The organism is Pseudothioclava nitratireducens (assembly GCF_029210495.1).
In the GTDB taxonomy this organism is placed as follows: domain Bacteria; phylum Pseudomonadota; class Alphaproteobacteria; order Rhodobacterales; family Rhodobacteraceae; genus Pseudothioclava; species Pseudothioclava nitratireducens.
The window spans coordinates 1-23,050 of record NZ_JARGDK010000016.1 but is presented as its reverse complement, the minus strand read 5'-3'; the positions used below and the strand labels follow the sequence as shown (position 1 = coordinate 23,050).

The window sequence follows — 23,050 nt, the reverse complement described above, 5'->3', positions numbered from 1 at the left end:
TTTGGACACCGAGCCGCACCTGCTCGGCCTGCCGCGCGCCGACGTCGCGGCCGTGGTGGCCGCCGTCGGGCCACTCTGGCAGCGCTTGGCCGGGCAGCGGCTGCTGCTCACAGGGGGCACGGGCTTTATCGGCAAATGGCTGCTGGCGAGCTTCCTGGAGGCCAACCGCAGTCTCGGGCTGGGCGCGCGCGTGCTGATGGTCAGCCGACGGCCCGAGGTCTTTCTCGCCGAGTATCCTGACCTCGCGGGGGCGCCTGAAGTAGAGTGGTGGGCGGGTGACGTGCGCGACTTCACACCCGCCGATGCAACAGGCTGCACTTTTGCCATCCATGCCGCCACCGATGTGGTGGCCAGCTCCACCCCGGCCGAGATCCTCGACACTTGCATCACCGGCACCAGCCGGGTGCTCGAAGCGATGTCGCCGGGCGAAGGCACGCGCCGGGTGCTGCTTTTGAGCTCCGGGGCCGTCTATGGCCGCGCGCCCGAGGGTGTGAGCCACTTTTCCGAGGACTGGCCGGGCGCGCCCGATCCGCTTTCGCCGAGTTCAGCCTATGGCGAGGGAAAGCGGGCCAGCGAACTTCTCGCGGCGATCGCGGCCAACCAGCACCCGGGGCTCGAAGTGGCGATCGCGCGCTGCTTCGCCTTCGTCGGGCCGCTCCTGCCGCTCGACAAGCACTTCGCCATCGGCAACTTTATCGCTTCCGCCATGGCGGGCGAAGACATCCGGATCAGCGGCGACGGAACGCCGTTGCGCAGCTATCTCTACGCTGGTGACCTCGCGCATTGGCTTTGGGTGATGCTCTTTGAGGCCCCGAGCGGACGGGCCTACAACGTCGGCAGCGAGGACGGCCTCTCGATCGCGGACCTAGCCCATCGGGTCAACACGGTTCTGGGGGGCACAGGCGCGGTGCGGGTCGCGAAGTCGCCCCAATCGGGTGCTGCGCCCCAGCCCTACCTGCCATCCGTGGCGCGTATCCGCGCTGAACTGAAACTCTCGCCCACGGTCGGGCTCGATGACGCAATTCGTCGCACCGCGCACTGGGCGAAGGAAGAAGGATAGTACGACATGGCCAGTTTGCAGATCGCCAGTGTCGACCTCGCCCGGCGGATGCGCGCCCAAGCGGTCAAGATGGTTCATCGTGCCCGCGCCTCGCACATAGGCTCGGCTCTGTCCATCGCCGATATCGTGGCGGTGCTCTACGGGCAGGTCATGGCGCTGGACCCGGCACGTCCGGACTGGGACGAACGCGACCGCTTCCTGCTGAGCAAGGGCCATGCCTGCGTCGCGGTCTACGCGGCGCTTGCCGAGTGCGGATTCATTCCCGAGTCGGCCCTGCTGAACTACGGGCAGGACCATTCGATGCTGATGAACCACATCAGCCACAAGGTTCCGGGGGTCGAGTTCTCGACCGGCTCACTGGGACACGGCCTTCCCTTCGGGGTCGGCAAGGCGCTGGCCGCCAAGCGCTCCGGTCGCGGTTGGCGAACCTTCGTGCTGCTTTCCGACGGCGAGCTGGGTGAAGGGTCGAACTGGGAGGCGATGATGTTCGCGGCCCACCACGGGCTCGACAACCTGACCGCCATCGTCGATTACAACAAGCTGCAAAGCCTGACGACGGTCGATGCAACTCTGCGGGTCGAGCCGCTGGCCGACAAGCTGCGCGCTTTCGGCTGGGCGGTGCGCGAGGTCGATGGCCACGACCACGCGGCCTTGATCGCGGCGCTCGAGCGCGGCGCTGGCGCGGTGGGCAAGCCGACCTTCGTCATCGCCCATACCACGAAGGGCAAGGGCGTGAGTTTCATGGAGAACGCCGTGCCGTGGCACTACAAGTCGCCCAACGACGCCGAACTGTCCCGCGCGCTCGAGGAGATCGGAGATGCGTAACGCCTTCATCGAGGAACTGGTGGCGCTGGCGCGCAAGCACCCCCAGGTGGCCCTGATCGTGGGCGACCTGGGCTATTCGGTGATCGAACCCTTTGCCGAGGAGTTTCCAGATCGCTTCGTCAACGCCGGTGTGGCCGAGCAGAACATGACCGGGCTGGCCGCAGGCATGGCCTCCGAAGGCTACCACGTCTTCACCTATTCCATCGCGAACTTCCCTACATTCCGCTGCGCCGAGCAGATCCGCAATGACGTGGCCTATCACGAGCTGCCTGTGACCGTGGTGGCTGTGGGCGGCGGTCTTGCCTATGGTGCCCTGGGCTACTCCCATCACGCCGTGCAAGACTATGCCCTGATGCGAACCATGCCGAACATGGTACTCGCCGCCCCCGGCGACCCGATGGAGGTGCGCGCCGCCATGCGCTTCCTTGTCGAAAACCCCGGACCCTCCTATCTGCGTCTCGGCAAGGCGGGAGAGCCCAGTTTCCACACCGCCCCGCCGGAGGTGGCCCCGGGCCGCTGGCTCAAGCTCAGGGACGGCGAGCCGGACCGGGCGTTCCTGAGCACGGGTGCGGGCCTGCAGATCGCGATGGACTGGGCCGTGACCCCCGAGCACGCCGGTCGGGAAGTCTATTCGATGCCACTCTGGTCGATGGCCGCCAAAGCATCGCAGGCCGAGATGTTGCGGACCCGGAGCGACGTGATAACGGTGGAAGATCACCTCTATGACGGCGGTTTCGGCTCCTGGCTTCTGGAGGCCAAGGCTCTGGACCAGAGCCTGACTTGCGCCGTGCGCCCTCGTGCGCTCGACCCGGTGGTTTGCGGCACAGTCGGCAGTCAAGCGACGTTGAACAGACTTGGCGGCCTCTGAGGTGCGTACCACCCCCGACATGGGCCGCAACGCCTAGGTCCGTTGCTCAGAAAACATGGTGCGCCGGGACGTGCACTCTTGAGCATCGTTGGCGAGCCACCCATCATAGTGGATCGTTCTGCCACGCCCAAGTACGTTGAGCGCGCCGTCTATTCGATGCCGCTCTGACAATGGCCTCCACATCTTCAAAGGTCGAAATGCTGCCGAGCCAGAGCGTTGTGGTGACAGTGGTTTCGATCCGAAGCTGCTGGAGGCTAGGGCTCCGGACCAGACCGTCACCTGTGCGGTGCACTCTATGAGCCTGGCCCACGAAGTCTGCGCCTAGTCGGCTCGCAAGCGGCACTCAACCGGCTCCGGGAGCTAAGCCCCCTCCGTCCATAAGCGCACGGGCCTTAGCCCTTGCCCCAAATTGGAACATGTAGAACACGTAGCTTTTTGCTAGAACATCGCGACGTCAGGGTCACGCAGATCACAACCGCCACAACCGCACCTTCAAAACGAATTCATACGTATGTCCACGAAAATACGCCGAATGGTAAAACAGCTTGCAGCCGGGCCACTTCTACTCATCCTATTCCTGTTCGCCAGCACAATCCCCCGAAACAACACTCGCATGGTGTTCGCTTCATGGTATGGGAAAAAGTACGGCGACAGCACCAAGTACCTATTCGAAGAAGCACAAAAACGACCCAAATATGACGCGTACTTTTTGGTCAAAGATAAAGCTCTCCTCGAAACCGAAAACCCAGCGATCCTTTACGCATACTCAGCGAAGGGGATTTGGGCCCAGTTGACTGCACGATATTTCTTCTGTACGGTTAATTCCTTCGACTTCTTCGCTCCGTGCATCGGACGCAACGCGGAACTAGTACAAGTCTGCCACGGGATGCCGATCAAACGTGGCTTCGAAGAAAAATACGGCTGGTTTTCAAAGCTCAAGAATGCAATTCGTCGCAACACCATAGATCGGTATCGCTACGTAGTTTCCGCTCACAAGGTATTCGACGAAATCCTGCGCACGCAATGGCGCGTCAAACAAGATCAGCTCCTCACACTTCCAATGCCGCGTTGCGATGCGTTGTTCGACACGCCCAAGGCATTTGCACCGGATTGGCTGGATGGATCAAAAAAGTTCGTTCTGTATGCGCCCACCCATCGCGATGAAGGGCATTCGATTGATGCCATTCTTGAAAACTGCAAGTTGATCGCCGAATTCTTTTCCACGCCTGACAAGATCGCCTTGGGCTACGTGCCCGCAGTGAAATTGCACTACTATGATGAAAAATTCGCTGACCAAATCGAAAGTGAATGCAACCTGCACGTGCTCGTTGCCGACCTGGATACCAACGTCATCCTCTCCCGCGTGGACATCCTGCTCGCTGACTACTCAGGTATAGTTTATGACTACTCGTACTTGAAGAGGCCTATCATTTGTCTAGCAGCTGATTATCAGACGTACACACGAAGGCACCGGGGCTTATACTTCGAACTAGGCGACCTTTTCCGTCACATCGCCTACGATAAGGGTGACCTTCATCGGATCCTATCCGCAGCGTGCTCAACCGAAGGGATTGCGCCCGGGCTGAAAATTGATCTCTCACCCGAGGGATGCGAAATCGGGCAGTTCTCACAATACTCATTTGATGTCCTAGAGGATGAAGTATTCCAACATTAATCTTTCGAGCGCGCTTGATTTCCACCTCAGGGACGATGGTTTACCTCAAAGTCCAGCCTGGGTAGTCGAAAAAGCTAATATACGAGCCTCACTTTGCACTAAAATATTGACCAATTAGGTCTAGAGAAGCATCCAGAAACCTCGTGCGAGCTTTTCGACTAGAACATCAAACCGGACAACAAGAGCCCCAGAAACGAAAATGGACTACGCAATACGCGTAATAAGCATTGCAATGGGATTGGCTTCAACAATTTCAGTTGCATTCCTATATGCTCCGACGAAAAGCGCCGACTACTTTGCTGCGTTTTCCGCGGCCACCCTCCTGTCTTTTATTCTAAAATTTGGAATGGAAGATTTTGTCGTCAAACACTATATGGAACCAGAGGACCGCGACGGATATTGCGCCAAAGCACTCATTGTCACCTATCTCGCCCTGCTTCGCGCCACATTTTTTATACTAGGGATAGCTGCAACAGGAGCCTTTTTCTGGCCAGAGTCCAAGGTATTGTTTAATCTGATAGGAACGCTCCTGACCGCTACAGCGTTAGCGGTCACCTCCACGTATGGAGCGATTTATCAAAGTCAAAGGAGATTTCGGGCGGCAGCGTTGCTGGGATTTCTCGTTCCCGCTGTAATTCTGTTCGTTCCTTTGAGCCTACGTATGAGCGACTCGCCAACCGTTATTCTTTTTTCCTCCAGCGCGGCGTCGGCCGCAATTGCCACTCTTTTTGCGCGACGCGAAATCAAGGTCTTTGATTTTTCTTTAACTCAGCTTCCGAAATGGATTAATTTTTTCAAGCGAAGCAGTATTTATTTTCTTGGAGGATTTGGCACATATGCCCTCACCCACCTTCCCATCGTAATGTCACGAGCATTCTTGGAAGCGGAATTCACGCGAGACCTGTCACTTTCAATCCGGCTGGCACAGAGTATGCTTATTGTTATAGCCCTTATGAACTTTCGTTTTGCTCCTGTTGTTCGCGCTCTCTTTTTGGAGGGTAGGCGCGAAGAAATCTGGCCACTCTACTCGCAATACTTAAGGTACAGTATTTTTAGCACGATTGTGCTTTCCGTGATGTTTTGGACGATTGTGTTCACTGCGCGCGCCTGGCTGCCGATTTCCCTTAAGGAGGTTGGCTCAAGTGTTGACTTGTTCGTTCTTGCAATTATTTGGCTTGGCTATTCCGCAAACTCCTGTTTTGGCCCAATTGGTACTCTGTTCATCATGACTGACAGACAAAAGGTCAATGTCTTTTTGACTTTGTTGACACTTGCGTTACTTGTCGGTACGCTGTTCGGGACAATGTCCGCAAACAGTGAATACTGCTCTGCGGTGGCTGTTTCAGTGTTTACTTTGGCTTCCAAGATCCCGTTGGCGTTTTTGGTCAGAAGGGCTCAATTGTGATGAGCGCCAAGAGAACGTTTTTAGCTTTTCTTGTTTACCATGTTACGTTTGGTTATTTACTTATTGCAATTATGACCTCACGCTTCACGAGTCTTGGGGCACCGCTTACTGCACTTAGAGACGCTTGGATTGTGCTGGCGTTGTCTCTCTTCGTGTTATACCGTCAAAGCAGTAGTCTCTTGTTCGTTCTCCTATCGGTTCTATTCGGGCTCGTCGGCTCTCTGGACGGCACCCTCCCATTCAACGCGCTCGTTTTTTTATATGGATTAAGGGACGTCATCTTTTTGGCGACAGTGGTTTTTCTCCTCAGACTGGAAGCCGAGTCCTTTTCCCAGATTGGCGGCATGAAGTTTTTCGTCTTGATCTGTGCTGCCCTCTCTTTTTCGGAGATTCTTCTCCAATGGTTCGGCTTCAATGCGGTTGCTGACGCGATTTTTGCGAGCTCCGACTACTTTTCCGCAAAGGGAATTGAATCCAATGTTTCTGGAGGCTTGCTAGGAGCTCGAGTGACCGCTCCTCTTTACTCGGCCTCTTTAATCGCTACCCTCTACGCCAGCTACGCCTTTTTTCTTCGCTCAAATTTGGCTCTTCGTGCAGTTTTTTTCCTGATTTCCCTTTCCACACTTTCGAAGGTGGTTCCATTTATTACCTACTTTGCCATGTTTCGGAGGTTTCCTTTGACTTCGTCATTGGTTGCTTTGGGAGCAGTGTTTTTTTCGTATCGGCTCCTTTTAGACCTTTCAGAGTCCCATTCTGGAACTCTTTACTCCCAGCACATCGCATCCATTCTTGATAGATACAACGCATTTTTTATGTTTCCGGACTTCGAGGATTTGATCTTTCCTCGACCGCTCGGCTATTCATCGATAGCAGGGCACGTGCTAAATGGCCTAAATGCGGCTGATGCACCTGAGTCCCTGATACTCTCGAAAATATACGACTTTGGCATCTGGACTTTTTTTTGTGCTTTCTTTTTGTTTTTTTCCGCCCGACGGATTAGCCGACGGTATCTGGCCTTTTTGATTTCTTTTCTATTTTTGCAGCTTTTCAGTTCGCTGAGCAACCATTTGGTCGCGTTTGTTCCAGTTATTGTTTTATTGAAGCAATCGGAGGAGAAACTTTGATTTTCCACTCAAAACCTATTGCGCGAAAATCCTCAAATCGACAGGGGCTTGGGTCCTTTTCAATAGTTTTCGGGCTCCTTCGTTTTTCGTCTTGCATATCGGTGAAGGCATGACAATTTCTATTATTGGTACAGTAGGGGTCCCGGCTGGGTATGGCGGTTTCGAGACACTCGCGCAGAATCTTGTGGAGTACAACAGCGCGTCCGGCAATGGCGCCGAGGTGTGCGTATATTGCTCTGCCAAGGCGTTTCCGGAAAGACCCGACCACTACCGCACCGCTCGGCTACGCTACATTAGGCTCGACGCCAACGGCCCGCAATCCATAGCATACGATGCGCTCTCTCTGTTCGACGCAGTCCGGCGCGGCGACCACAGGGTGCTCCTGCTCGGAGTATCGGGCGCACTCGCCCTGCCGCTGGTGCGCCTCATCAGCCGCACCAGGATCGTCACTAATATTGACGGCATCGAGTGGAAGCGTGAAAAGTGGAAGGGCCTCGCCAAAACTGTTCTGCGCGCCTCCGAGTGGGCTGCAGTGCGGTTTTCGCACATTGTAATCGCCGACAACCAGGCAATCGCCGACTACGTGACCGAGGCCTACGCCCGCCCCTGCAAGGTCATTCCATATGGCGGAGACCATACGCTCGACGCGGCACCCGACCCGACTGCGGTGGCCGAACTGCCCGAGAACTACGCCCTCGCGCTGTGCCGGATTGAGCCGGAAAACAACGTTGCGATGATCCTCGAAGCCTTCGCCGGGCTTGACACGCCGCTGGTATTCGTCGGCAACTGGGACAAGAGCGACTACGGCCGCGACTTGAAGGCGCGCTACATGGGCCACTCCACCATCACCATCCACGATCCCGTCTACGAGCCGCGTGGCCTCCGCGCCATCCGTGACAGGGCGTCGATGTACGTGCATGGCCATTCTGCAGGCGGTACCAACCCGTCTCTTGTCGAAATGATGCATTTTGGCGTTCCGGTCCTGGCGCATGGTTGTTCCTTCAACCGCCACAGCACCGAAGGCAAAGCGCGCTATTTCGAGTCCGCAGCAGAACTTGCTGAGCAGTTGCGCAACCTAGACATCGAGGATGCCGATCGGATCGGGGCTGACATGCTCGAAATAGCGCAGCGCAAATACACCTGGGACCAAATCGGGAAGGCCTATTTTGAGCTTCTTGATCACGCATAAACCGAAGCTGGTGGTAAAACAGATTTAGAAATCAGAGAGTCGAATAAAAAGTGAAAATGACAGAAACAAAACTATCGGGGGTTAAGCTTCTGAAACCAAACAGGTTTTGTGATCACCGTGGTTTTTTCGCCGAGACATACAGCCGCCGGGTGTTTACAGAATTGGGCGTTGATGCCGAGTTCGTCCAAGACAACCACTCCCTCTCAGCGGCGGTTGGAACGGTGCGTGGCTTGCACTTTCAGTCACCGCCGCACGCGCAGGCTAAGCTGGTACGTTGTGGCCGAGGCGCGATTTTTGATGTAGCCGTCGATATTCGGCGCGACAGCCCCACCTATGGGCAGTGGGTGGGCTATACGCTGAGCGCAGAAAACGGCGCGCAGCTTTATATCCCGGTGGGCTTTGCCCATGGCTTTGCCACGCTCGAGCCGGATAGCGAGATTATCTACAAATGTAATGATTATTACGCCCCGGAAACCGAGGGCGCGCTGCGCTGGGATGACCCGGATATTGGCATCAAATGGCCCCTCACCAGCGCGCCGGTGCTGAGCGGGAAAGACGCCACAGCCCCTCTGCTGGCCGGCTTTAACAGCCCATTCACCTTTGAGGGATAACAGATGAAGCTACTGGTCACAGGGGGGGCGGGGTTTATCGGCTCGGCCGTGGTGCGGCTGGCGGTGGCGCGCGGGCATCAGGTGGTCAACCTGGATGCGCTGACCTATGCCGCCAATCTGGCCAATGTGGCGCCGGTGGCGGATAGCCCGCTTTATACCTTTCAGCAGGCCGATATCCGCGACCGCGCGGCGCTGGATGCGGCTTTTGCCACGCATCAACCCGATATTGTGCTGCATCTGGCGGCCGAATCCCATGTCGACCGCTCTATCGATGGGCCCGCAGATTTCATCGACACCAATATCACCGGCACGTTCAACATGCTGGAGGCCGCGCGTAAATATTGGCAGGCGGCGGGGCGGCCTGATGGGTTTCGCTTTCATCACGTCTCGACAGACGAGGTGTTTGGCTCGCTGCCTGCAGACCCGGCCGTGCAGTTTACCGAGGCCACGGCATACGATCCGCGCAGCCCCTATTCCGCCTCGAAAGCCGCGTCAGACCATCTGGTGCGCGCCTGGTTTGAGACCTATGGCTTGCCCGTGGTGCTGAGCAATTGTTCCAACAATTACGGGCCCTACCACTTTCCAGAAAAGCTGATCCCGGTGGTTATTCTGAACGCGCTGGCGGGGCGGCCACTGCCGATTTACGGCGATGGCAGCAATATCCGCGATTGGCTTTACGTCGAAGATCACGCCGATGCGCTGCTGCTGGTGGCCACAAAGGGCGCGCTGGGGCGCAGCTATAACATCGGCGGCGAGAACGAGCTCACGAACCTGCAGTTGGTGCAAACGATCTGCGCCATCCTCGACCGGTTGCGCCCACGTGAAACCGGCACATACGCCGATTTGATCACCTTCGTCACCGATCGCCCCGGCCATGACGCGCGCTATGCCATCGACCCCACGCGCATTCGCGACGAGCTGGGCTGGCGCCCCAGCGTGACGGTGGAAGAGGGGTTGGAACGCACCGTGCGCTGGTATCTCGAGAACGAGGCATGGTGGCGCCCGCTGCTGGGCCGCCAGGGCGTGGGCCAGCGGCTGGGCCGGGCCGCGCCATGAGCGGCCTGTTGGTCTTTGGCCGCACGGGCCAGGTGGCGCACGAGCTGCAGCAGCTTGCCCCGGTTCTGGCCCTGGGGCGCGATGCGGCCGATCTGGCGCAGCCCGGCGCCTGTGCTGCGGCCATCCAGGCCAACCGCCCCCGCGCGGTGATCAATGCTGCCGCCTACACGGCCGTTGACCGGGCCGAAGAGGAAGAAACAATGGCCACCGCCATCAACGGTGCGGCGCCTACAGAAATGGCCCTGGCCTGTGCTGCGCTGAATATTCCCTTGGTGCATATCTCCACCGATTATGTGTTTCCCGGCACCGGCCACCACCCTTGGGCGCCCGGTGATATCTCGCGGCCTGCCAATGCCTATGGCCGCAGCAAATGGGCGGGTGAACGGGGCATTCGCGCCAGCGGCTGCACCCATGCCATTTTGCGCACCTCTTGGGTGTTTTCCGCCCATGGCAACAACTTTGTCAAAACCATGCTGCGCTTGTCTGAGACCCTCGACCAGATCAACGTGGTGGATGACCAAATCGGCGGCCCCACGCCCGCGCGCGCCATTGCCGCTGCCTGCCTTGCCATCGCCGGGCAGCTGCAGGAGGCGCCAGAAAAAACAGGCACCTATCATTTTAGCGGTGCGCCCGATGCCAGCTGGTGCGCCTTTGCCCGCGCGATATTCAGCTTAGCGGGCCGGCCCACCCGCGTGCAGGCCATTTCTACCAGCGCCTATCCCACGCCAGCCGCCCGCCCGCTGAACAGCCGCCTTGATTGCAGCACAACCACATCCGTTTTTGGTTTGGCGCGCCCGGATTGGCACGCGGGCTTGAAGGAATGTTTAACAGAGTTAAAGGTATCCACATGACAAAGCGCAAAGGCATTATTCTGGCCGGTGGATCGGGCACGCGGCTTTATCCTATCACCATGGGCGTGTCGAAACAGCTGCTGCCGATTTATGACAAGCCCATGGTCTATTATCCCTTAACCGTGCTGATGCTGGCAGGCATCAGCGAGATCATGATCATCACCACCCCCCACGACCAGGAGCAGTTCATCCGCACCTTGGGCGATGGCAGCCAATGGGGCATCTCGCTACAGTATAAGGTGCAGCCCAGCCCCGATGGGCTGGCGCAGGCCTTTATTCTGGCAGAGGATTTTTTGGCCGGCAGCCCTGCGGCCATGGTGCTGGGCGATAACATCTTTTTTGGACACGGCCTGCCAAACCTTTTGCAAGAGGCAGATCAAACCACCACAGGCGCCACGGTCTTTGGCTACCGCGTGTCAGACCCCGAACGCTACGGCGTGGTGGATTTTGACGCCAATGGCACGGTCAAAAGCATCATCGAAAAGCCGCCCGCGCCGCCCTCGAACTATGCCGTGACGGGGCTTTATTTTGTCGATGCCACAGCGCCCGAACGCGCCCGAAAGGTGCGCCCCTCGGCCCGGGGCGAGCTGGAGATCACAACGCTTTTGGAAAGCTACCTGCACGACGGCGCGCTCACCGTACAAAAAATGGGCCGCGGCTATGCCTGGCTTGATACCGGCACCCACGCCAGCCTGCTGGATGCGGGCAATTTTGTGCGCACGCTCACCGAACGCCAAGGCCAACAAGTGGGCAGCCCCGACGAGGTAGCATTCGAGATGGGTTGGATCGACGCAGCGAAACTAGAGGCTCGTGCCCAGAAATTCGGCAAGAATGCCTACGGTGATTATTTGGACAATCTCGCTCAATCGAAAAAAACGGTGTCAGCGGATGAGTGATTTGAACTGTTTCAAAGCCTACGACATCCGTGGCCGCCTGGGCATCGATCTGGACGACAACATCGCTTACCGGATCGGTGCTGCGTTTGCTGTTGCACTGAATGCAAAAACCGTCGTTCTCGGAAGAGATGTCCGAGCTTCTTCCGAGGCGCTGTCAAAAAGCGTCGCACAGGGTCTGATCGACCAGGGGTGCGATGTGCTTGATCTCGGGCTGTCAGGCACCGAGGAAATGTATTTCGCGACCACCCATTTCGGGTCGGATGGCGGGATCTGCGTCACCGCTTCACACAACCCGATGGATTACAACGGCATGAAGATGGTGCGGGCTGGTTCGGCGCCACTTGATGCAGCCAGTGGTTTGGCGCGTATCAAAGAGCTGGCCGAAGAAAATGCGTTCGCAACGAATGCAACGATGGGCACAATCAGAAACGTCGCTGCAGAGGCACGCTCGGCATATGTCGAACGCATTTGCGAGTTTGTAGACATCGCCGCGTTGAAGCCCCTTAAGATCCTGGTGAATGCGGGACATGGCGCCGCCGGGCCGACTTTCGATGCCATCGCGGCACGGCTCGCAGACCTTGGATCCCCTCTGACCTTCGAACGTCTATTCCACGAACCTGACGGCAGCTTCCCGCAGGGCATCCCAAACCCCCTCCTTCCAGAAAACCGACCCGCGACCGCAGAAGCCGTGCGCGCCACTGGCGCTGATTTCGGCGTGGCGTGGGACGGTGATTTCGATCGCTGCTTCTTCTTTGATCACACGGGTGCCTTCATCGACGGCGAATATGTCGTCGGTCTACTCGCAGAGGCATTCCTCGCCAAAGACCCCGGCGCGACGATCATCCATGATCCCCGGATCATCTGGAACACGCAGGACCTTGTGTCAAAAGCCGGTGGGCGCGCTGTCCAAACCCGCACCGGTCATGCTTTCATCAAACAAGCCATGCGTGATGAGAACGCGGTCTACGGCGGCGAGATGTCAGCGCATCACTATTTCCGCGACTTCGTCTACTGCGACAGTGGCATGATCCCTTGGTTGCTCGTTGCCGAACTTGTTAGCCGACACGGTCCTCTTGCGGATCTTGTAGCGGATCGCAAAGCTGCATTCCCCTCCTCGGGGGAAATTAATTTCACTCTCGACGATCCCAAGGCCGCCATTGCGAGAGTTCGAACAGAATTTGAACTCGAAGCCATATCCATCGACGAAATGGACGGCTTAGGCTTCGACATGAGCGATTGGCGCTTCAATCTACGCAGTTCGAACACAGAACCGGTTGTGCGGCTGAACGTCGAGGCGCGTGGTGACGCAGAATTGGTTGTGAAGGGCGTGGAGCGGGTGAAACGAATTCTGCTCGGGTGAGATGGCAATTCACTTCCAGCGCCATTAGAACATTTCATGAACACTACCAATCCGAGCGCTCATTGTGGAAGTACTCGCAAGTAGCACTGATCCTTTGCGTCTTTTGCGAGGTAAATGACGTGAAACCCAGCCTGCATGGCCTTTTCCGGCAACTCAAGCGGCCCTTTCCATAGATCTAGGTTGTGTTGACAAAAAGGATTCCCCTGCGCGTCTGGCTGTGATTCAAGATCATCTCTACGTGGGAGGTGACCTTGGCACGCAATCTGATGTCCGACGACGAATGGGCATTCTTTGAGGGCTTCATCCGAGCCGTCCGGCATCCGAACGGGCGCAAGCCTGCGGACCATCGACTTGTTCTGGATGGCATTTTCTGGGTCGCGCGGACCGGTGCGCCCTGGCGGGACCTGCCAGAGGAGTTTGGCAAGTGGTCATCTGTCTACCGGCAGTTCCGGCGCTGGACGCTCGCCGGGCTGTGGGAGGACATCCTGGATGCCTTGAACCACGCGAAGCTCGCGCCCGACAAGCTCCAGATGATCGACAGCACTGTGATCAGGGCCCACCACCATGCGGCCGGCGCAAAAGGGGGACTCCGAAAGAGGCTCTTGGCCGTTCAAGAGGTGGGTTCTCGACCAAGATCCATCTCCGCGTCAATGGCGCTGGCCTCCCGATGAGGACCGAGATCACGCCCGGGCAGGATTCAGACTACACGGGCTATGATCTGGTGATGGCCGACAACCTTCCGCAGCCCGCCGTGTTGGTCGCCGACAGGGGCTATGACTCTGATAAAATTAGAGAAGACATCGAGAGCCGTAACGCGCTGCCCATGATCCCCATGCGAAAGAACCGCAAGGTGCGCAAGGTCGTCGACATGACCATCTACACCTTGCGCAACATGGTCGAGCGTTGTTTCAACAAGCTCAAGAACAGTCGCCGCCTGGCAACACGCTACGACAAAACCGCAGACAGTTTCCTCGGCTTCATCGACATCGCCTGCATCAGGCTCTGGCTTCGCCATTTGTCAACATGACCTAGAGACGATTATATCCCGAAGGTAAGCGAAACCGGCGGATCAGACTTGGTGCCGCCGCATAGCTGCCAAAAAACAACACCCCAAAGACCACGACGGCCAGAAACGCATTCTGATTTTGGTTCCACAGCAGCACACCCGCGATTGGCGGTGCGATGACGAAGGGCGACAAGACCAGTGTCGTGAGCGGGTTTGCAATTTGACGCCGATTTCGGCCGAGGATGCACATTTCCAGTGCGCGCATCACCATTTGATGCACATGCAACCGATCCGGGGCCGAAACGTCCTTGTTTCTGCGAGACCGGCGATAGATCGCCAGCACTGTATCAGCCACGGGCCAGTACAGTGTCAGCAAAATGGCCCAGGGCGAGACATCGGGCGAATTGAGAAGCACTGAAATCCCAAACCAACTCAGCACAAAGCCGATCGTGTATGCCCCGGCATCGCCGAGAAAGATCAGACCAAAGGGATAGTTCAGGAGGAAGAACCCGAAGATTCCTGCCGCAATCATCATCGAGAGGTGGACCATCGTGGCGTAGCCTGCCAGCTCTGCAATATAGCTCAGTGCAATAGCTGCTGCGATTCCCGTCATAGATGCGAGGCCATTCACCCCATCGATCAGATTGAAGCCATTTGCGATTCCTGCCGTCACCAGAAGGGTCAGCGGAACGCCGATCACCCAGTGCGCTACCAGCAGGTCAAACCCAGGGATGCCGGCGCGTGGAAGCCAAACGCCCAAAAGCCAGATCACCAGCAAGCTCGCGCCCATGGCAGCCAACATGCGCCTGCGTGGTGACATGTGGAACCCAAGGTCCTCGGCCAGCCCCACAACAAAGAGGAATGAGGTCGCAAGAACGAAATTGGCATACGGCCCAGAGATTGAAACGGGCGCAAAGATCACGCTCAGACCCAGTGCACCGAAGATTGCAACGCCCCCCACACGTGGGGTGAGCCGCGTGTGCATGGACTGAACCGCCCGCAAGTCCGCCGTACGCCCGCTGAGCCGCGGGAACCGAGAGCGCAACAAGACAACCGCAGCACAAATCACAAACGCAAGCGCGGCCAAAACAAACTCGTGCCATTCGAAATGCAACATGGCGTTGTGAACCAAGGGCGCCTCCAATCAAAGATTTGAGATGAGTCTCAGGATGATATGGACCTAGTAGGCCAATCGTCCCAATATGCGCCAGCATATCTTTTGAGTGCGAGGCACTTCCGCCCCCAAGCGTTACATTTTCATAACGTCTCAAAGGTGAACGAACCGCAAGATCTCCCCACGGGCACATGACCCATCCCGCGCTAAAACCCGCCAGTTATCCGATCACTCCTTGCTGCCTTTGTCATCATAGGCATAGCGTTTGTTGTAGTAATAGTAATAGCCGCCCTTGCCCGACGCCTCGGCCTTGTAGCCGTTCAGGATCGCACCGATGAATTTACCGCCGCCCGCCTCAAATATACGGATCGCGGCCTCAAGTTCGGGCGCCGCAGTCACCTTGTGACGCGCCGCAATCATCGTCGCGCCAACGTATTTTGACAAAATGACAGGGTCGGTCACGGCCAAAATCGGCGGCGCATCCACGATGACGAAATCAAACTGTTCCGAGAGTTGCTTGATCACCTGCTCAAACTTGGGCCGCATCAGCAATTCCGACGGGTTTGGCGGATAGTGCCCCGAGGTGACGTAAAACAGGTTCTCAATCGGACCTTTGCGGATCACATCTTCCAGCTTCACATCGTCGGCCAGAACTTCTGACAGGCCATCCGTATCTCGCGGACAGTTGAAATACTTGCGCAAAACGCCGCGCCGCAGGTCTGCGTCAATCACCACGACCCGGGTGCCAGCCTGTGCCATCACCGCAGCAAGGTTGACAGAGATGAACGACTTGCCAACACCAGGCGCAGGCGAGGTAAGCGCCAGCGACTGCGACTTTGCGTCAATCATCCCGAAGTGCATCGAGGTCCGCAGCGACCGCAATGCCTCAACCGAAAGGTCAGTGGGTCGATCAACCGCCAGAATGGGCATTGTTTTATTCTTGTTCGAAGACTGGTCGGCCAGTTTCGAGAACCCAACAGAGGCAAACACCGAAAGCCCCAGGTTTTCGAGATCCTCCACCCCATCCACCGTCCGGCGCAGCATTCGCGGCACGAGGATCGCGCCAACACCCGTGATCAGGCCCAAAACCGCGGCCAGCATTACGATGATTTTGGTGCGCGGCGCGACCGCAAAACGCTCGGTCAGCGCGTTATCAATCACACGGATATTCCCGATGGTGGAGGCCCGAACAACCTGCAATTCCTGACGACGTTGCAACAGTGACTGATAAATTTCCTGCGCAACCTGCAAATCACGGTTGAGATTGAACACCTCCAACTGCTGCTCGGGCAAGCCTTGGGTTTCCTCACGAATAGCCGCCAGACGCTCCTCAAGGATCACGCGGTTCTCTTCCAGACGCTTGTAGCTCGGGTGGTTCGGGGTCACATCCAATGCCAGTTCCGCTTGCTGCATCTTCAGATCGTTCAGCTGGGTTTCAATCTCTGCCGCACTCGACAGAACTTGCTGGGTTTCAAAGGTCAAATCGACCGAAGACACAGACCGCTGGTAGGAATTGAGCGCCAATTGAGCCGCTTGAACCTGCGCCTCTGCATCAGGCAGGCGCTCCTGAATGAACTGAAGGCTCTTTTCAGCAGACGCGGCACCGCGCTGAATGTTTTGGCGCACATAGGCCGCCATCACGGCATCCAACACGCCCGAGGCCATTGCACGGTCGGGGTGGCGATACGTCAGACGCAGGATCGACGACTGACGGCCAACCTCGGCAACGCCCAGATCTTCTGACAATTCTGTGGCAATCAGCACCGGATCGCGGCTCGACACAATGTATTCGCGCCCCACCGGACCCGTCAGCGCATCCACACGCAAAGCAAAGTCATCGCCGCCCGCAACAGGCGTGCCGACCTGACCCGAAAGGCTGGATCCATCCGGCAATTCTACGTCAAACGATCTCTCATCGGTTTTGACGACAACGATCTCTTCGCCGATCCATTCAGACCGAACCCGCAACACCCCGACTTCAATGGTTTCAGATTGCCACGAATAGGCCTTGAGCCACGAGGTGCCGAAATGCGGAACACCAAGATGGCGGAAGATATTCCCCAAAAAAGGCAGCGCGCGCGGGGCCGCATCGATGTGAAGCCCCAAGGCATTCACCGCGTCGCTCGCCACGCTACGGGATTTCAGGATCTCGATCTCGGTCGCCGCACGACCACCAGAGCCGCTGCCCATCAATGACTGCAATTCTGCCGGCAGATCTCCGCCGCTCGACCGTTCCTCTAGCTGAACGAGAGCAGTGGATTGGAAAATTGGCGTCTGGGATTTTGCGTATAAAAACCCGATGATTACGAAACCGACCATAAAAGCCGCGATGAACAGCTTGCGCGCCCAAAGCACGTGGAAAATTTCAGCCAGGTCGATCTCGTCGTCATAGTCTTTTTTGTTAGACACGTAACGGCCTCCAATACTTTAGCCGAGCCGTTTAGCCCAAGACCGAGCCGACTTATCGATCTCGGCAAATACCAATTCATGAAATTCGACGCTCTGAAGATAGGGGTCTTCGATGCCTTCATCGCGCTCCCATTTGTCGAACATCATCGTTTTGCCACTCGCGTGCGGGAAATTCTCGCGGATATATTGGCGATGTTCTGGCCCCATCACCAAAACCAGATCGTGCATCGCAAGAATTTCTGAGCTGATCTGCCGGGCCGCGTGACCCTCGACGTTGACGTTGTGCGCGCGCGCAACGGCCGCCGCGTCTTTGTCGACACCCTTGCCAACCAACGCACCGATCCCGGCAGAGTTCACGGTCAAATGCGGGCAAAGCGCAGCCAGAGCACGTTCACCCACGGGCGAGCGGCAGATGTTTCCCGTGCAAACGACCAAAACCGACTTAAACATCAGATATCGCTTGCGGTTTGATAGACACTCAAGCTCGGCAACAGGTCAGAAATCACACGGTTCCAACGCGACACCGGATCGGTGGTGACAAATACAACGTCTTGCGCCTTCATCGCGAAACGCGTGCCGATCAGATAGGCGCTCGGGTTCGAAACATCCAACTGGAACACCGTCAAACCATCACTATCACGGCGGAACACAAAGATACCGCGAGCATCGGCGTCACGTATATTCAAACCGCCCGCCTCGCTCACGATCTGGGTCAGGCTCACGTCACGCTCGGAGATATTCACCGAAGACACGGTTTTGACCTCGCCCAAGACAAAGGCCTCTTCTGGTTTGCGATCCGGAACAAATACGGTGTCGCCATCCAGAACCAACGGGTTCGACGACTCGCGGCCATATCTGACAAACGCATCGAGGTTAATCGGATAGGTCTTACCGTTACGACGCAAGATCACCCGCTCCGTATCAGCCCTCGCAGGATCAAGGCGCGCCTGCGCCACGAGGTCCAACAAACGGGTCGGATTCGTACTCAGCGGATAGCGAGCCGGGTTTTCCACGGCGCCAGAAATGACCGCGGATTGTGAGTTAAACTCGATCACGCGCACTTCGACCTGCGGGTCGGGGAAGTACTCGCTCAACCCTTTGGTCAGCGCTTCACGGATTTCCGGAACGGTTTTGCCCGAAACCTCAACGGCGCCGACATAGGGAAAGAATACCGTTCCATCTGCCTGCACAACAGTACCCGGTGCGGGCGCGCCTTCGATGTATTGCGACGGGTCGTTTAGCTCAGACACACCCCAAACGATGATCTTTAGAACGTCACCCGTGCCGACGCGATAGACCCACGACGACCGACCGGGAACAGAGGCGCTTTGCGGAACGGCGGCAGCCGTAGCTGTGAACTGAAGAACGTTTTGATCGTCAAGGAGAACAACCCGGGCGTTCGGCAAGACCTCCGCCACAGCCGTGTTCAAACCATCACCAGCTACAGGTAATTGGCTTTCACAGGCACTCAGAAATGGAAGAAGCGCCGCCCCGACAAAAATACGCATAACTGTACGCCTGTTGATCATGAAGACCTCTGTATTTTTGTATTGCGAAGCCTGAACTCCTACGAGCTACTTCTGCAACAAAAGTTCAACGCAAGCAACACCCGGTGGAATCTAATCTAGGCACCACCTTTCTCTTGAGCATACCACTCGATTTGCGAGGAAGTTTCGAATTTCCCTGCCGGTTGATGCCTGCGCGTGCTCTGAATACCTCGCGGACAGTCCCCATAACGTTCAGAGCGCACTCTCACGCAACCGATCAAACATTTCATCGCAATCACGAAGCCGGAGAGTCCCCTCCTCCATAGTCCGGCGTTGAACTGCCTTTACCGACTTCCACCCACACCCTGAACGCCCCGCTTTCATCGGTGATCCTGCGTTGGATGCCTGCCGCAGCTTCCGCATCATCGATGCGCTTGAGCACTTCAGCCTGCTCGGCGTCAAACGCCACGGCCTCGCCAAGGCTCTCGGTCCGATGGTTCAGCCCTGTGGTACTGTCATGCCAGACGAAGGCGTCGTAATGGGTCAGGTCATCGCGGGCAGGATCGACGACCTCCCAAGTCTCGGCGCCGGCATCGCCAAGGCGCACCCCGTTGATCACGCGGGCTGCGGCATGGTCGCGGCGAAGCTCGGCAAAGACGCGGCGGCGGTGATCCTGGGCGGCGGCGATGCTTTCGTGGAGATGTCCGTCATGGGTGCGGAACAAGGGCTCCTCGATGTGGTCGCCGAAGTACATGATTGCCTCGGGCCGCGTGCGCAGGTCATGCGCCCATTGGAGCCAGCCTGCGACCGTGTCGTGGCCGGGGCCACCGTCAGCAGCGGCAGCATGGAACTCAGGCAAGCTTTCGAGCAGCGCATAGCCCGCGAGATAGTCGTAGGTCTCAAGACCGTTGGCCGTGAACCAGGCCTCGAGGAAGGCATAGGCGCCGTCGCAGACGCCCATGTCCTTGAAGAACTGCAGGGAGGTTTTCATCCGATGGCTCCGTAGACGCGGGTGGACCCACCCAGCCAGGTGACCGGATGCGCATTGGTTGCGATGGCCTTGCCCCCGGCCGCACCGGGATTGCCGCCAGCTGTGAGCACGTAGCCATCATTCGTGACCATGGTGCCAGCCCCTCCGGCTGCCCCCCAGCCTCCGCCCCCGCCGGAGCGCGGGGTCATAGGCCTTGTCGTGCCATCATCCGTGTTCAAATAGCCATAAACGACAAAGGCATCGCCGTGCCCCGGCTGACCGGGTCCACCGCCAGGCGCTGCAAAGGCCGTGTCCCATGCCGAGCCGTAAGGGGGCACTGGCCGCCTGTCAGGATAGGCCGCCGACACATTGGAAGTGACCTCCTGCCTGGGCGATGTGGTGATCAGCTCCCCAACACCGCTGGCTGCCCCCGGCAGAATACGGCCACCACCCTGGCCAGAGATCCCCCCAATTTGTTGCGGACCACCGCCACCACCACTGCCCATATGTCTGCCTCCTAAAGTCCACCACCGGCGATCGCGCCGGCACCACTCGCCCCACCCGCGCCGCCATGCGGCGCGATGGTTTGCCCAGCCCAGCTATTCGCATCCGTAGCGACAGCCCCGATCTGGCCAATGGCCCCGCCCGCGCCAAAGCTGCCCAGCACAGTGCCATTCGTGTCGCCATGGAGCATCGGACCGCCGCGCCCGCCGCCAGCGCCCCCACCGCCGGGGCCGTAGGCTGGCTCCTTAATGATTATGGCGACAGGCGCCCCGTTTTGAGCCCCGCCGCCCCCGCCACCGCCGCCGATATAGCCTGCGCTGTTGTCGATGCTGATCGGGCCGGTGAGCACAATCGCAGGCCCGCCCGCCGTCGGCGCGACATAAGTCGTTCGGTCTGCCTCTACATATCCACCATCTCCGCCCTTACCCATGATGAAGCCTCGATTGACGAGCGTGAGCCCTCCGGGGAAGGCCCCGCCCATGTCGAGCGCCGGGATCGAGGTGTTGTCGGACCAAATGTAGATGCCTGAGGCGACCGTCACCTCGACCTTGCTGGTCCCGTCCCAGCCAATGCCGAGGAGATAGCTGTGCAGGTTCAAATGCAGCTGATGGGCCGTGATCATATGGGTGAACTGGGCCGCCTTACCGCGCAGGCTGGCTTTGCTGATTGGGCCGGACCCGACACCCGCCAGGGCCCGCACCTCTGCCTCGCCAAGCGAGATGGTGGTGCTGGCCTCGCGGCCCAGCTCGGTGTTCACCTGGCTCAGCGACAGGGGGCCTGTGAGCGGCAATACCATGGCTCACGGGCTCCCGAAGGCCGTGACATCGCCCAGCACGGTGAGGTTGCCGGAGGCGTCGAGCGCCAGGATGTCGGTGCCGTTGTAGCGGAAGGTCAGGGTATTGCCGGCGGCATGCGCGGTGAAGGCGCCCCAACGCGCGCCGACCTCCACGATCTCTTCACTGCCATCGGCGCGCTTGAGGAAGAGCTTGCCGTCGCGTGTGTTGACGGCGAGCTCGCCGAGATCAAGTTGAGCCGTGGTCGGCACCTTGGCGGCGACCGAGGAGCGTTTCAGGCGAATGATGCTGGCCATCTGGCCGTCTCCTTGCTGGCCTCATCTGAGGCGATTGCGGGATTGGGGGTCATGCGCAGGCGCATCGGGCGACCGAGGTGACCGATGCCGTGCCGCTTGAGCAGGGATCGACAAAACCCTGTCGGGGCGTCCCTTCAGATCAGAACGTGCCGCCGTCGAGCGCCACGCCGGTGATGCTGCCGCCGGTAATGGCGACGTTGTTGGCGTTCTGGGTCGCCATCGACCCCAGCCCAAGGTTGCCCCGCGCCGTGGCCTTGTTCGGCAGATCCGCCAGGTTCGAAGCCGCCGCCAGCTTGCCCGCCAGCCCATTGGTGACGGTTGCGGCGAAGTTCGGATCATCGCCGAGGGCCGCGGCCAGCTCATTGAGTGTGTCGAGCGCGCCGGGGGCGGCGTCAACCAGCGCGGCAATCGCCGCCTGTACGAAGGCGGTGCTCGCGATCTGGGTCGTGTTCGTGCCGCTCGCAGCTGTCGGCGCGGTCGGCGTGCCGGAGAGCGTCGGTGAGGCCAGCGGCGCTTTCGCATCCAGCGCGCTTTGCAGCCCAGTCACCTGCGAGATCGCATGGCTATGCGTGGCGGGCGTGAAGCTCGAGGGTTTGCCCGCAATCCCGGTCCAGGGCACGCTGTCGGCTGCTTCGGCGGCGTCCACCTTGCCGTCGTTGTCACTGTCATAGGTGGATTTTGCCATGTCGCCCGCGCCGAGCCCGGCAAGGGCGCTCTGCACGAAGGCGGTCGTGGCCAGCTGGGTCGTGTTCGTCCCCCCTGCCGCCGTGGGCGCCGTCGGTGTCCCTGTGAAGCCAGGCGAGGCCAGCGGCGCCTTGGCGTTCAGCGCGCTCTGCAGACCCGTCACATCGGCGATGGCATGGCTATGCGATGTCGATGCCTTGCCATAGAGCGCGCCTTGCAGCCCGCTCACCTCCGAGATCGCATGTGTGTGGCTGGTGGCCGCCTTGCCCGCGAGCCCCGCATCGAGCTGCGATTTGCGCACAAGATCGGTGCTGGCGCTCGCGTCCTGCGCAGACTTCGGGACAATCGAGAAGGTCTTCACCCCGGCAATGGTCTGGGGGCTGGTCAGATCGGCGAAGGCCCCGCGGCCCGCCAGGGGCACGATGGCCGTGGCCGCGCCCGCGCCATCATCGCCCTTGCCGATATAGAGCGTGTCATCGACCTCGTTATGGGCGAGCTCGCCCGATTTGAGCGCAGCAGGCGCCCCAGGATTGCCGGCAAGGCGGCGCTTGAGCTGGATCGTGTTGGCCATCAGAAGAAGCCTCCATTAATGGGGGTGTCGGTGGGAAGAACGGTGACGCCGGGCTCGCCCTGATCACCCTTGTCACCGGGCGGGCCTTCAGGTCCCGGTGGCCCTGGCGTGCCGAGCAGCCGGATGCGCAGCGGTGCTGCGGCAATGCGGAGCGCGACGGGGGCTTCCTGCGTCACCGCAATGCGGATCGGACCCGTGAGGGAGCGCAACGCGCGCGCTGTCGGCATGGCTCAGGTCTCGCCCGTCTCGGGAGGCCGTGTCACCGGCAGGGCCACGGGGATCTCGAGGAGGAGGC

General features: G+C 58.8%; 23 protein-coding genes. 13 read left to right on the top strand and 10 right to left on the bottom strand.

Features of this window, described 5'->3' with window-relative positions; genetic code table 11:
• Position 1: 1 nt before the first annotated feature.
• The 13 genes from P0X85_RS14395 to P0X85_RS14335 all read left to right on the top strand — a co-directional run bounded on the left by P0X85_RS14395 (position 2) and on the right by P0X85_RS14335 (position 13,947).
• Positions 2-1,060, top strand: a complete 1,059-nt coding sequence (locus P0X85_RS14395; RefSeq protein ID WP_275814874.1) for an NAD-dependent epimerase/dehydratase family protein — start codon at positions 2-4, stop codon at positions 1,058-1,060.
• Positions 1,061-1,066: 6 nt separating this feature from the next.
• Positions 1,067-1,885: a transketolase gene (locus tag P0X85_RS14390; RefSeq protein ID WP_275814871.1), complete on the top strand. Its 819-nt coding sequence runs from the start codon at positions 1,067-1,069 to the stop codon at positions 1,883-1,885.
• A complete protein-coding gene (locus tag P0X85_RS14385) occupies positions 1,878-2,753 on the top strand; it encodes a transketolase family protein (RefSeq protein ID WP_275814868.1) in 876 nt (291 codons plus the stop codon). The genes P0X85_RS14390 and P0X85_RS14385 overlap by 8 nt, the downstream gene beginning before the upstream one ends.
• A gap of 532 nt (positions 2,754-3,285) precedes the next feature.
• Positions 3,286-4,428 (top strand): CDP-glycerol glycerophosphotransferase family protein, encoded by a 1,143-nt coding sequence (locus P0X85_RS14380; protein WP_275814865.1) that lies wholly within the window; start codon positions 3,286-3,288, stop codon positions 4,426-4,428.
• Between the two features lie 199 nt (positions 4,429-4,627).
• Complete coding sequence (locus tag P0X85_RS14375) at positions 4,628-5,833, top strand: hypothetical protein (RefSeq protein ID WP_275814861.1); 1,206 nt, start codon at positions 4,628-4,630, stop codon at positions 5,831-5,833.
• Positions 5,833-6,957, top strand: a complete 1,125-nt coding sequence (locus P0X85_RS14370; protein ID WP_275814858.1) for a hypothetical protein — start codon at positions 5,833-5,835, stop codon at positions 6,955-6,957. Before P0X85_RS14375 ends, P0X85_RS14370 begins: the two co-directional genes overlap by 1 nt.
• A gap of 109 nt (positions 6,958-7,066) precedes the next feature.
• Positions 7,067-8,146 (top strand): DUF1972 domain-containing protein, encoded by a 1,080-nt coding sequence (locus P0X85_RS14365; protein WP_275814855.1) that lies wholly within the window; start codon positions 7,067-7,069, stop codon positions 8,144-8,146.
• Between the two features lie 50 nt (positions 8,147-8,196).
• Entirely contained in the window at positions 8,197-8,757 is a 561-nt protein-coding gene (rfbC, locus tag P0X85_RS14360) for a dTDP-4-dehydrorhamnose 3,5-epimerase (protein ID WP_275814853.1), read from the top strand.
• Between the two features lie 3 nt (positions 8,758-8,760).
• Positions 8,761-9,813: a dTDP-glucose 4,6-dehydratase gene (gene rfbB / locus P0X85_RS14355; protein ID WP_275814851.1), complete on the top strand. Its 1,053-nt coding sequence runs from the start codon at positions 8,761-8,763 to the stop codon at positions 9,811-9,813.
• Positions 9,810-10,664, top strand: coding sequence for a dTDP-4-dehydrorhamnose reductase (gene rfbD / locus P0X85_RS14350; protein WP_275814848.1), 855 nt, complete (start codon positions 9,810-9,812; stop codon positions 10,662-10,664). The genes rfbB and rfbD overlap by 4 nt, the downstream gene beginning before the upstream one ends.
• A complete protein-coding gene (gene rfbA, locus P0X85_RS14345) occupies positions 10,661-11,560 on the top strand; it encodes a glucose-1-phosphate thymidylyltransferase RfbA (RefSeq protein WP_275814845.1) in 900 nt (299 codons plus the stop codon). The genes rfbD and rfbA overlap by 4 nt, the downstream gene beginning before the upstream one ends.
• Positions 11,553-12,920 (top strand): phosphohexomutase domain-containing protein, encoded by a 1,368-nt coding sequence (locus tag P0X85_RS14340; RefSeq protein WP_275814842.1) that lies wholly within the window; start codon positions 11,553-11,555, stop codon positions 12,918-12,920. The genes rfbA and P0X85_RS14340 overlap by 8 nt, the downstream gene beginning before the upstream one ends.
• Before the next feature lie 245 nt (positions 12,921-13,165).
• Positions 13,166-13,947, top strand: a protein-coding gene (locus P0X85_RS14335) for an IS5-like element ISPko5 family transposase (RefSeq protein WP_275814839.1) whose coding sequence is annotated in 2 segments (ribosomal slippage) — positions 13,166-13,496 and positions 13,496-13,947 — 783 coding nt in all. Because the reading frame shifts where the segments join, the coding sequence is not laid out codon by codon here.
• A gap of 1 nt (position 13,948) precedes the next feature.
• On the opposite strand, the gene P0X85_RS14330 is transcribed toward P0X85_RS14335, so the two are convergent.
• The 10 genes from P0X85_RS14330 to P0X85_RS14285 all read right to left on the bottom strand — a co-directional run bounded on the left by P0X85_RS14330 (position 13,949) and on the right by P0X85_RS14285 (position 22,982).
• On the bottom strand, positions 13,949-15,058 hold the full coding sequence (locus tag P0X85_RS14330) for an MraY family glycosyltransferase (RefSeq protein ID WP_275814836.1): 1,110 nt from the start codon (positions 15,056-15,058) through the stop codon (positions 13,949-13,951).
• 210 nt (positions 15,059-15,268) lie between these two features.
• On the bottom strand, positions 15,269-17,449 hold the full coding sequence (locus P0X85_RS14325; protein ID WP_275814833.1) for a polysaccharide biosynthesis tyrosine autokinase: 2,181 nt from the start codon (positions 17,447-17,449) through the stop codon (positions 15,269-15,271).
• A gap of 18 nt (positions 17,450-17,467) precedes the next feature.
• The gene (locus P0X85_RS14320; RefSeq protein ID WP_173496051.1) at positions 17,468-17,899 is read right to left on the bottom strand and encodes an arsenate reductase/protein-tyrosine-phosphatase family protein; all 432 of its coding nucleotides are present in this window, start codon (positions 17,897-17,899) and stop codon (positions 17,468-17,470) included.
• Positions 17,899-18,957 carry a polysaccharide biosynthesis/export family protein gene (locus P0X85_RS14315; protein ID WP_275814829.1) on the bottom strand — a complete coding sequence of 353 codons (1,059 nt, stop codon included), beginning with the start codon at positions 18,955-18,957 and terminating at the stop codon, positions 17,899-17,901. Before P0X85_RS14315 ends, P0X85_RS14320 begins: the two co-directional genes overlap by 1 nt.
• 274 nt (positions 18,958-19,231) lie before the next feature.
• Positions 19,232-19,927, bottom strand: a complete 696-nt coding sequence (locus tag P0X85_RS14310) for a hypothetical protein (RefSeq protein ID WP_275814827.1) — start codon at positions 19,925-19,927, stop codon at positions 19,232-19,234.
• Positions 19,924-20,115, bottom strand: a complete 192-nt coding sequence (locus P0X85_RS14305; protein WP_275814824.1) for a hypothetical protein — start codon at positions 20,113-20,115, stop codon at positions 19,924-19,926. Before P0X85_RS14305 ends, P0X85_RS14310 begins: the two co-directional genes overlap by 4 nt.
• A gap of 308 nt (positions 20,116-20,423) precedes the next feature.
• Positions 20,424-21,206, bottom strand: a complete 783-nt coding sequence (locus tag P0X85_RS14300; RefSeq protein ID WP_173496047.1) for a hypothetical protein — start codon at positions 21,204-21,206, stop codon at positions 20,424-20,426.
• A 3-nt stretch (positions 21,207-21,209) separates the two neighbouring features.
• Entirely contained in the window at positions 21,210-21,500 is a 291-nt protein-coding gene (locus tag P0X85_RS14295) for a hypothetical protein (RefSeq protein ID WP_275814820.1), read from the bottom strand.
• A gap of 139 nt (positions 21,501-21,639) precedes the next feature.
• Positions 21,640-22,755, bottom strand: a complete 1,116-nt coding sequence (locus P0X85_RS14290; RefSeq protein WP_275814817.1) for a phage tail fiber repeat family protein — start codon at positions 22,753-22,755, stop codon at positions 21,640-21,642.
• A complete protein-coding gene (locus P0X85_RS14285) occupies positions 22,755-22,982 on the bottom strand; it encodes a hypothetical protein (protein ID WP_275814814.1) in 228 nt (75 codons plus the stop codon). The genes P0X85_RS14290 and P0X85_RS14285 overlap by 1 nt, the downstream gene beginning before the upstream one ends.
• Positions 22,983-23,050 lie beyond the last annotated feature (68 nt).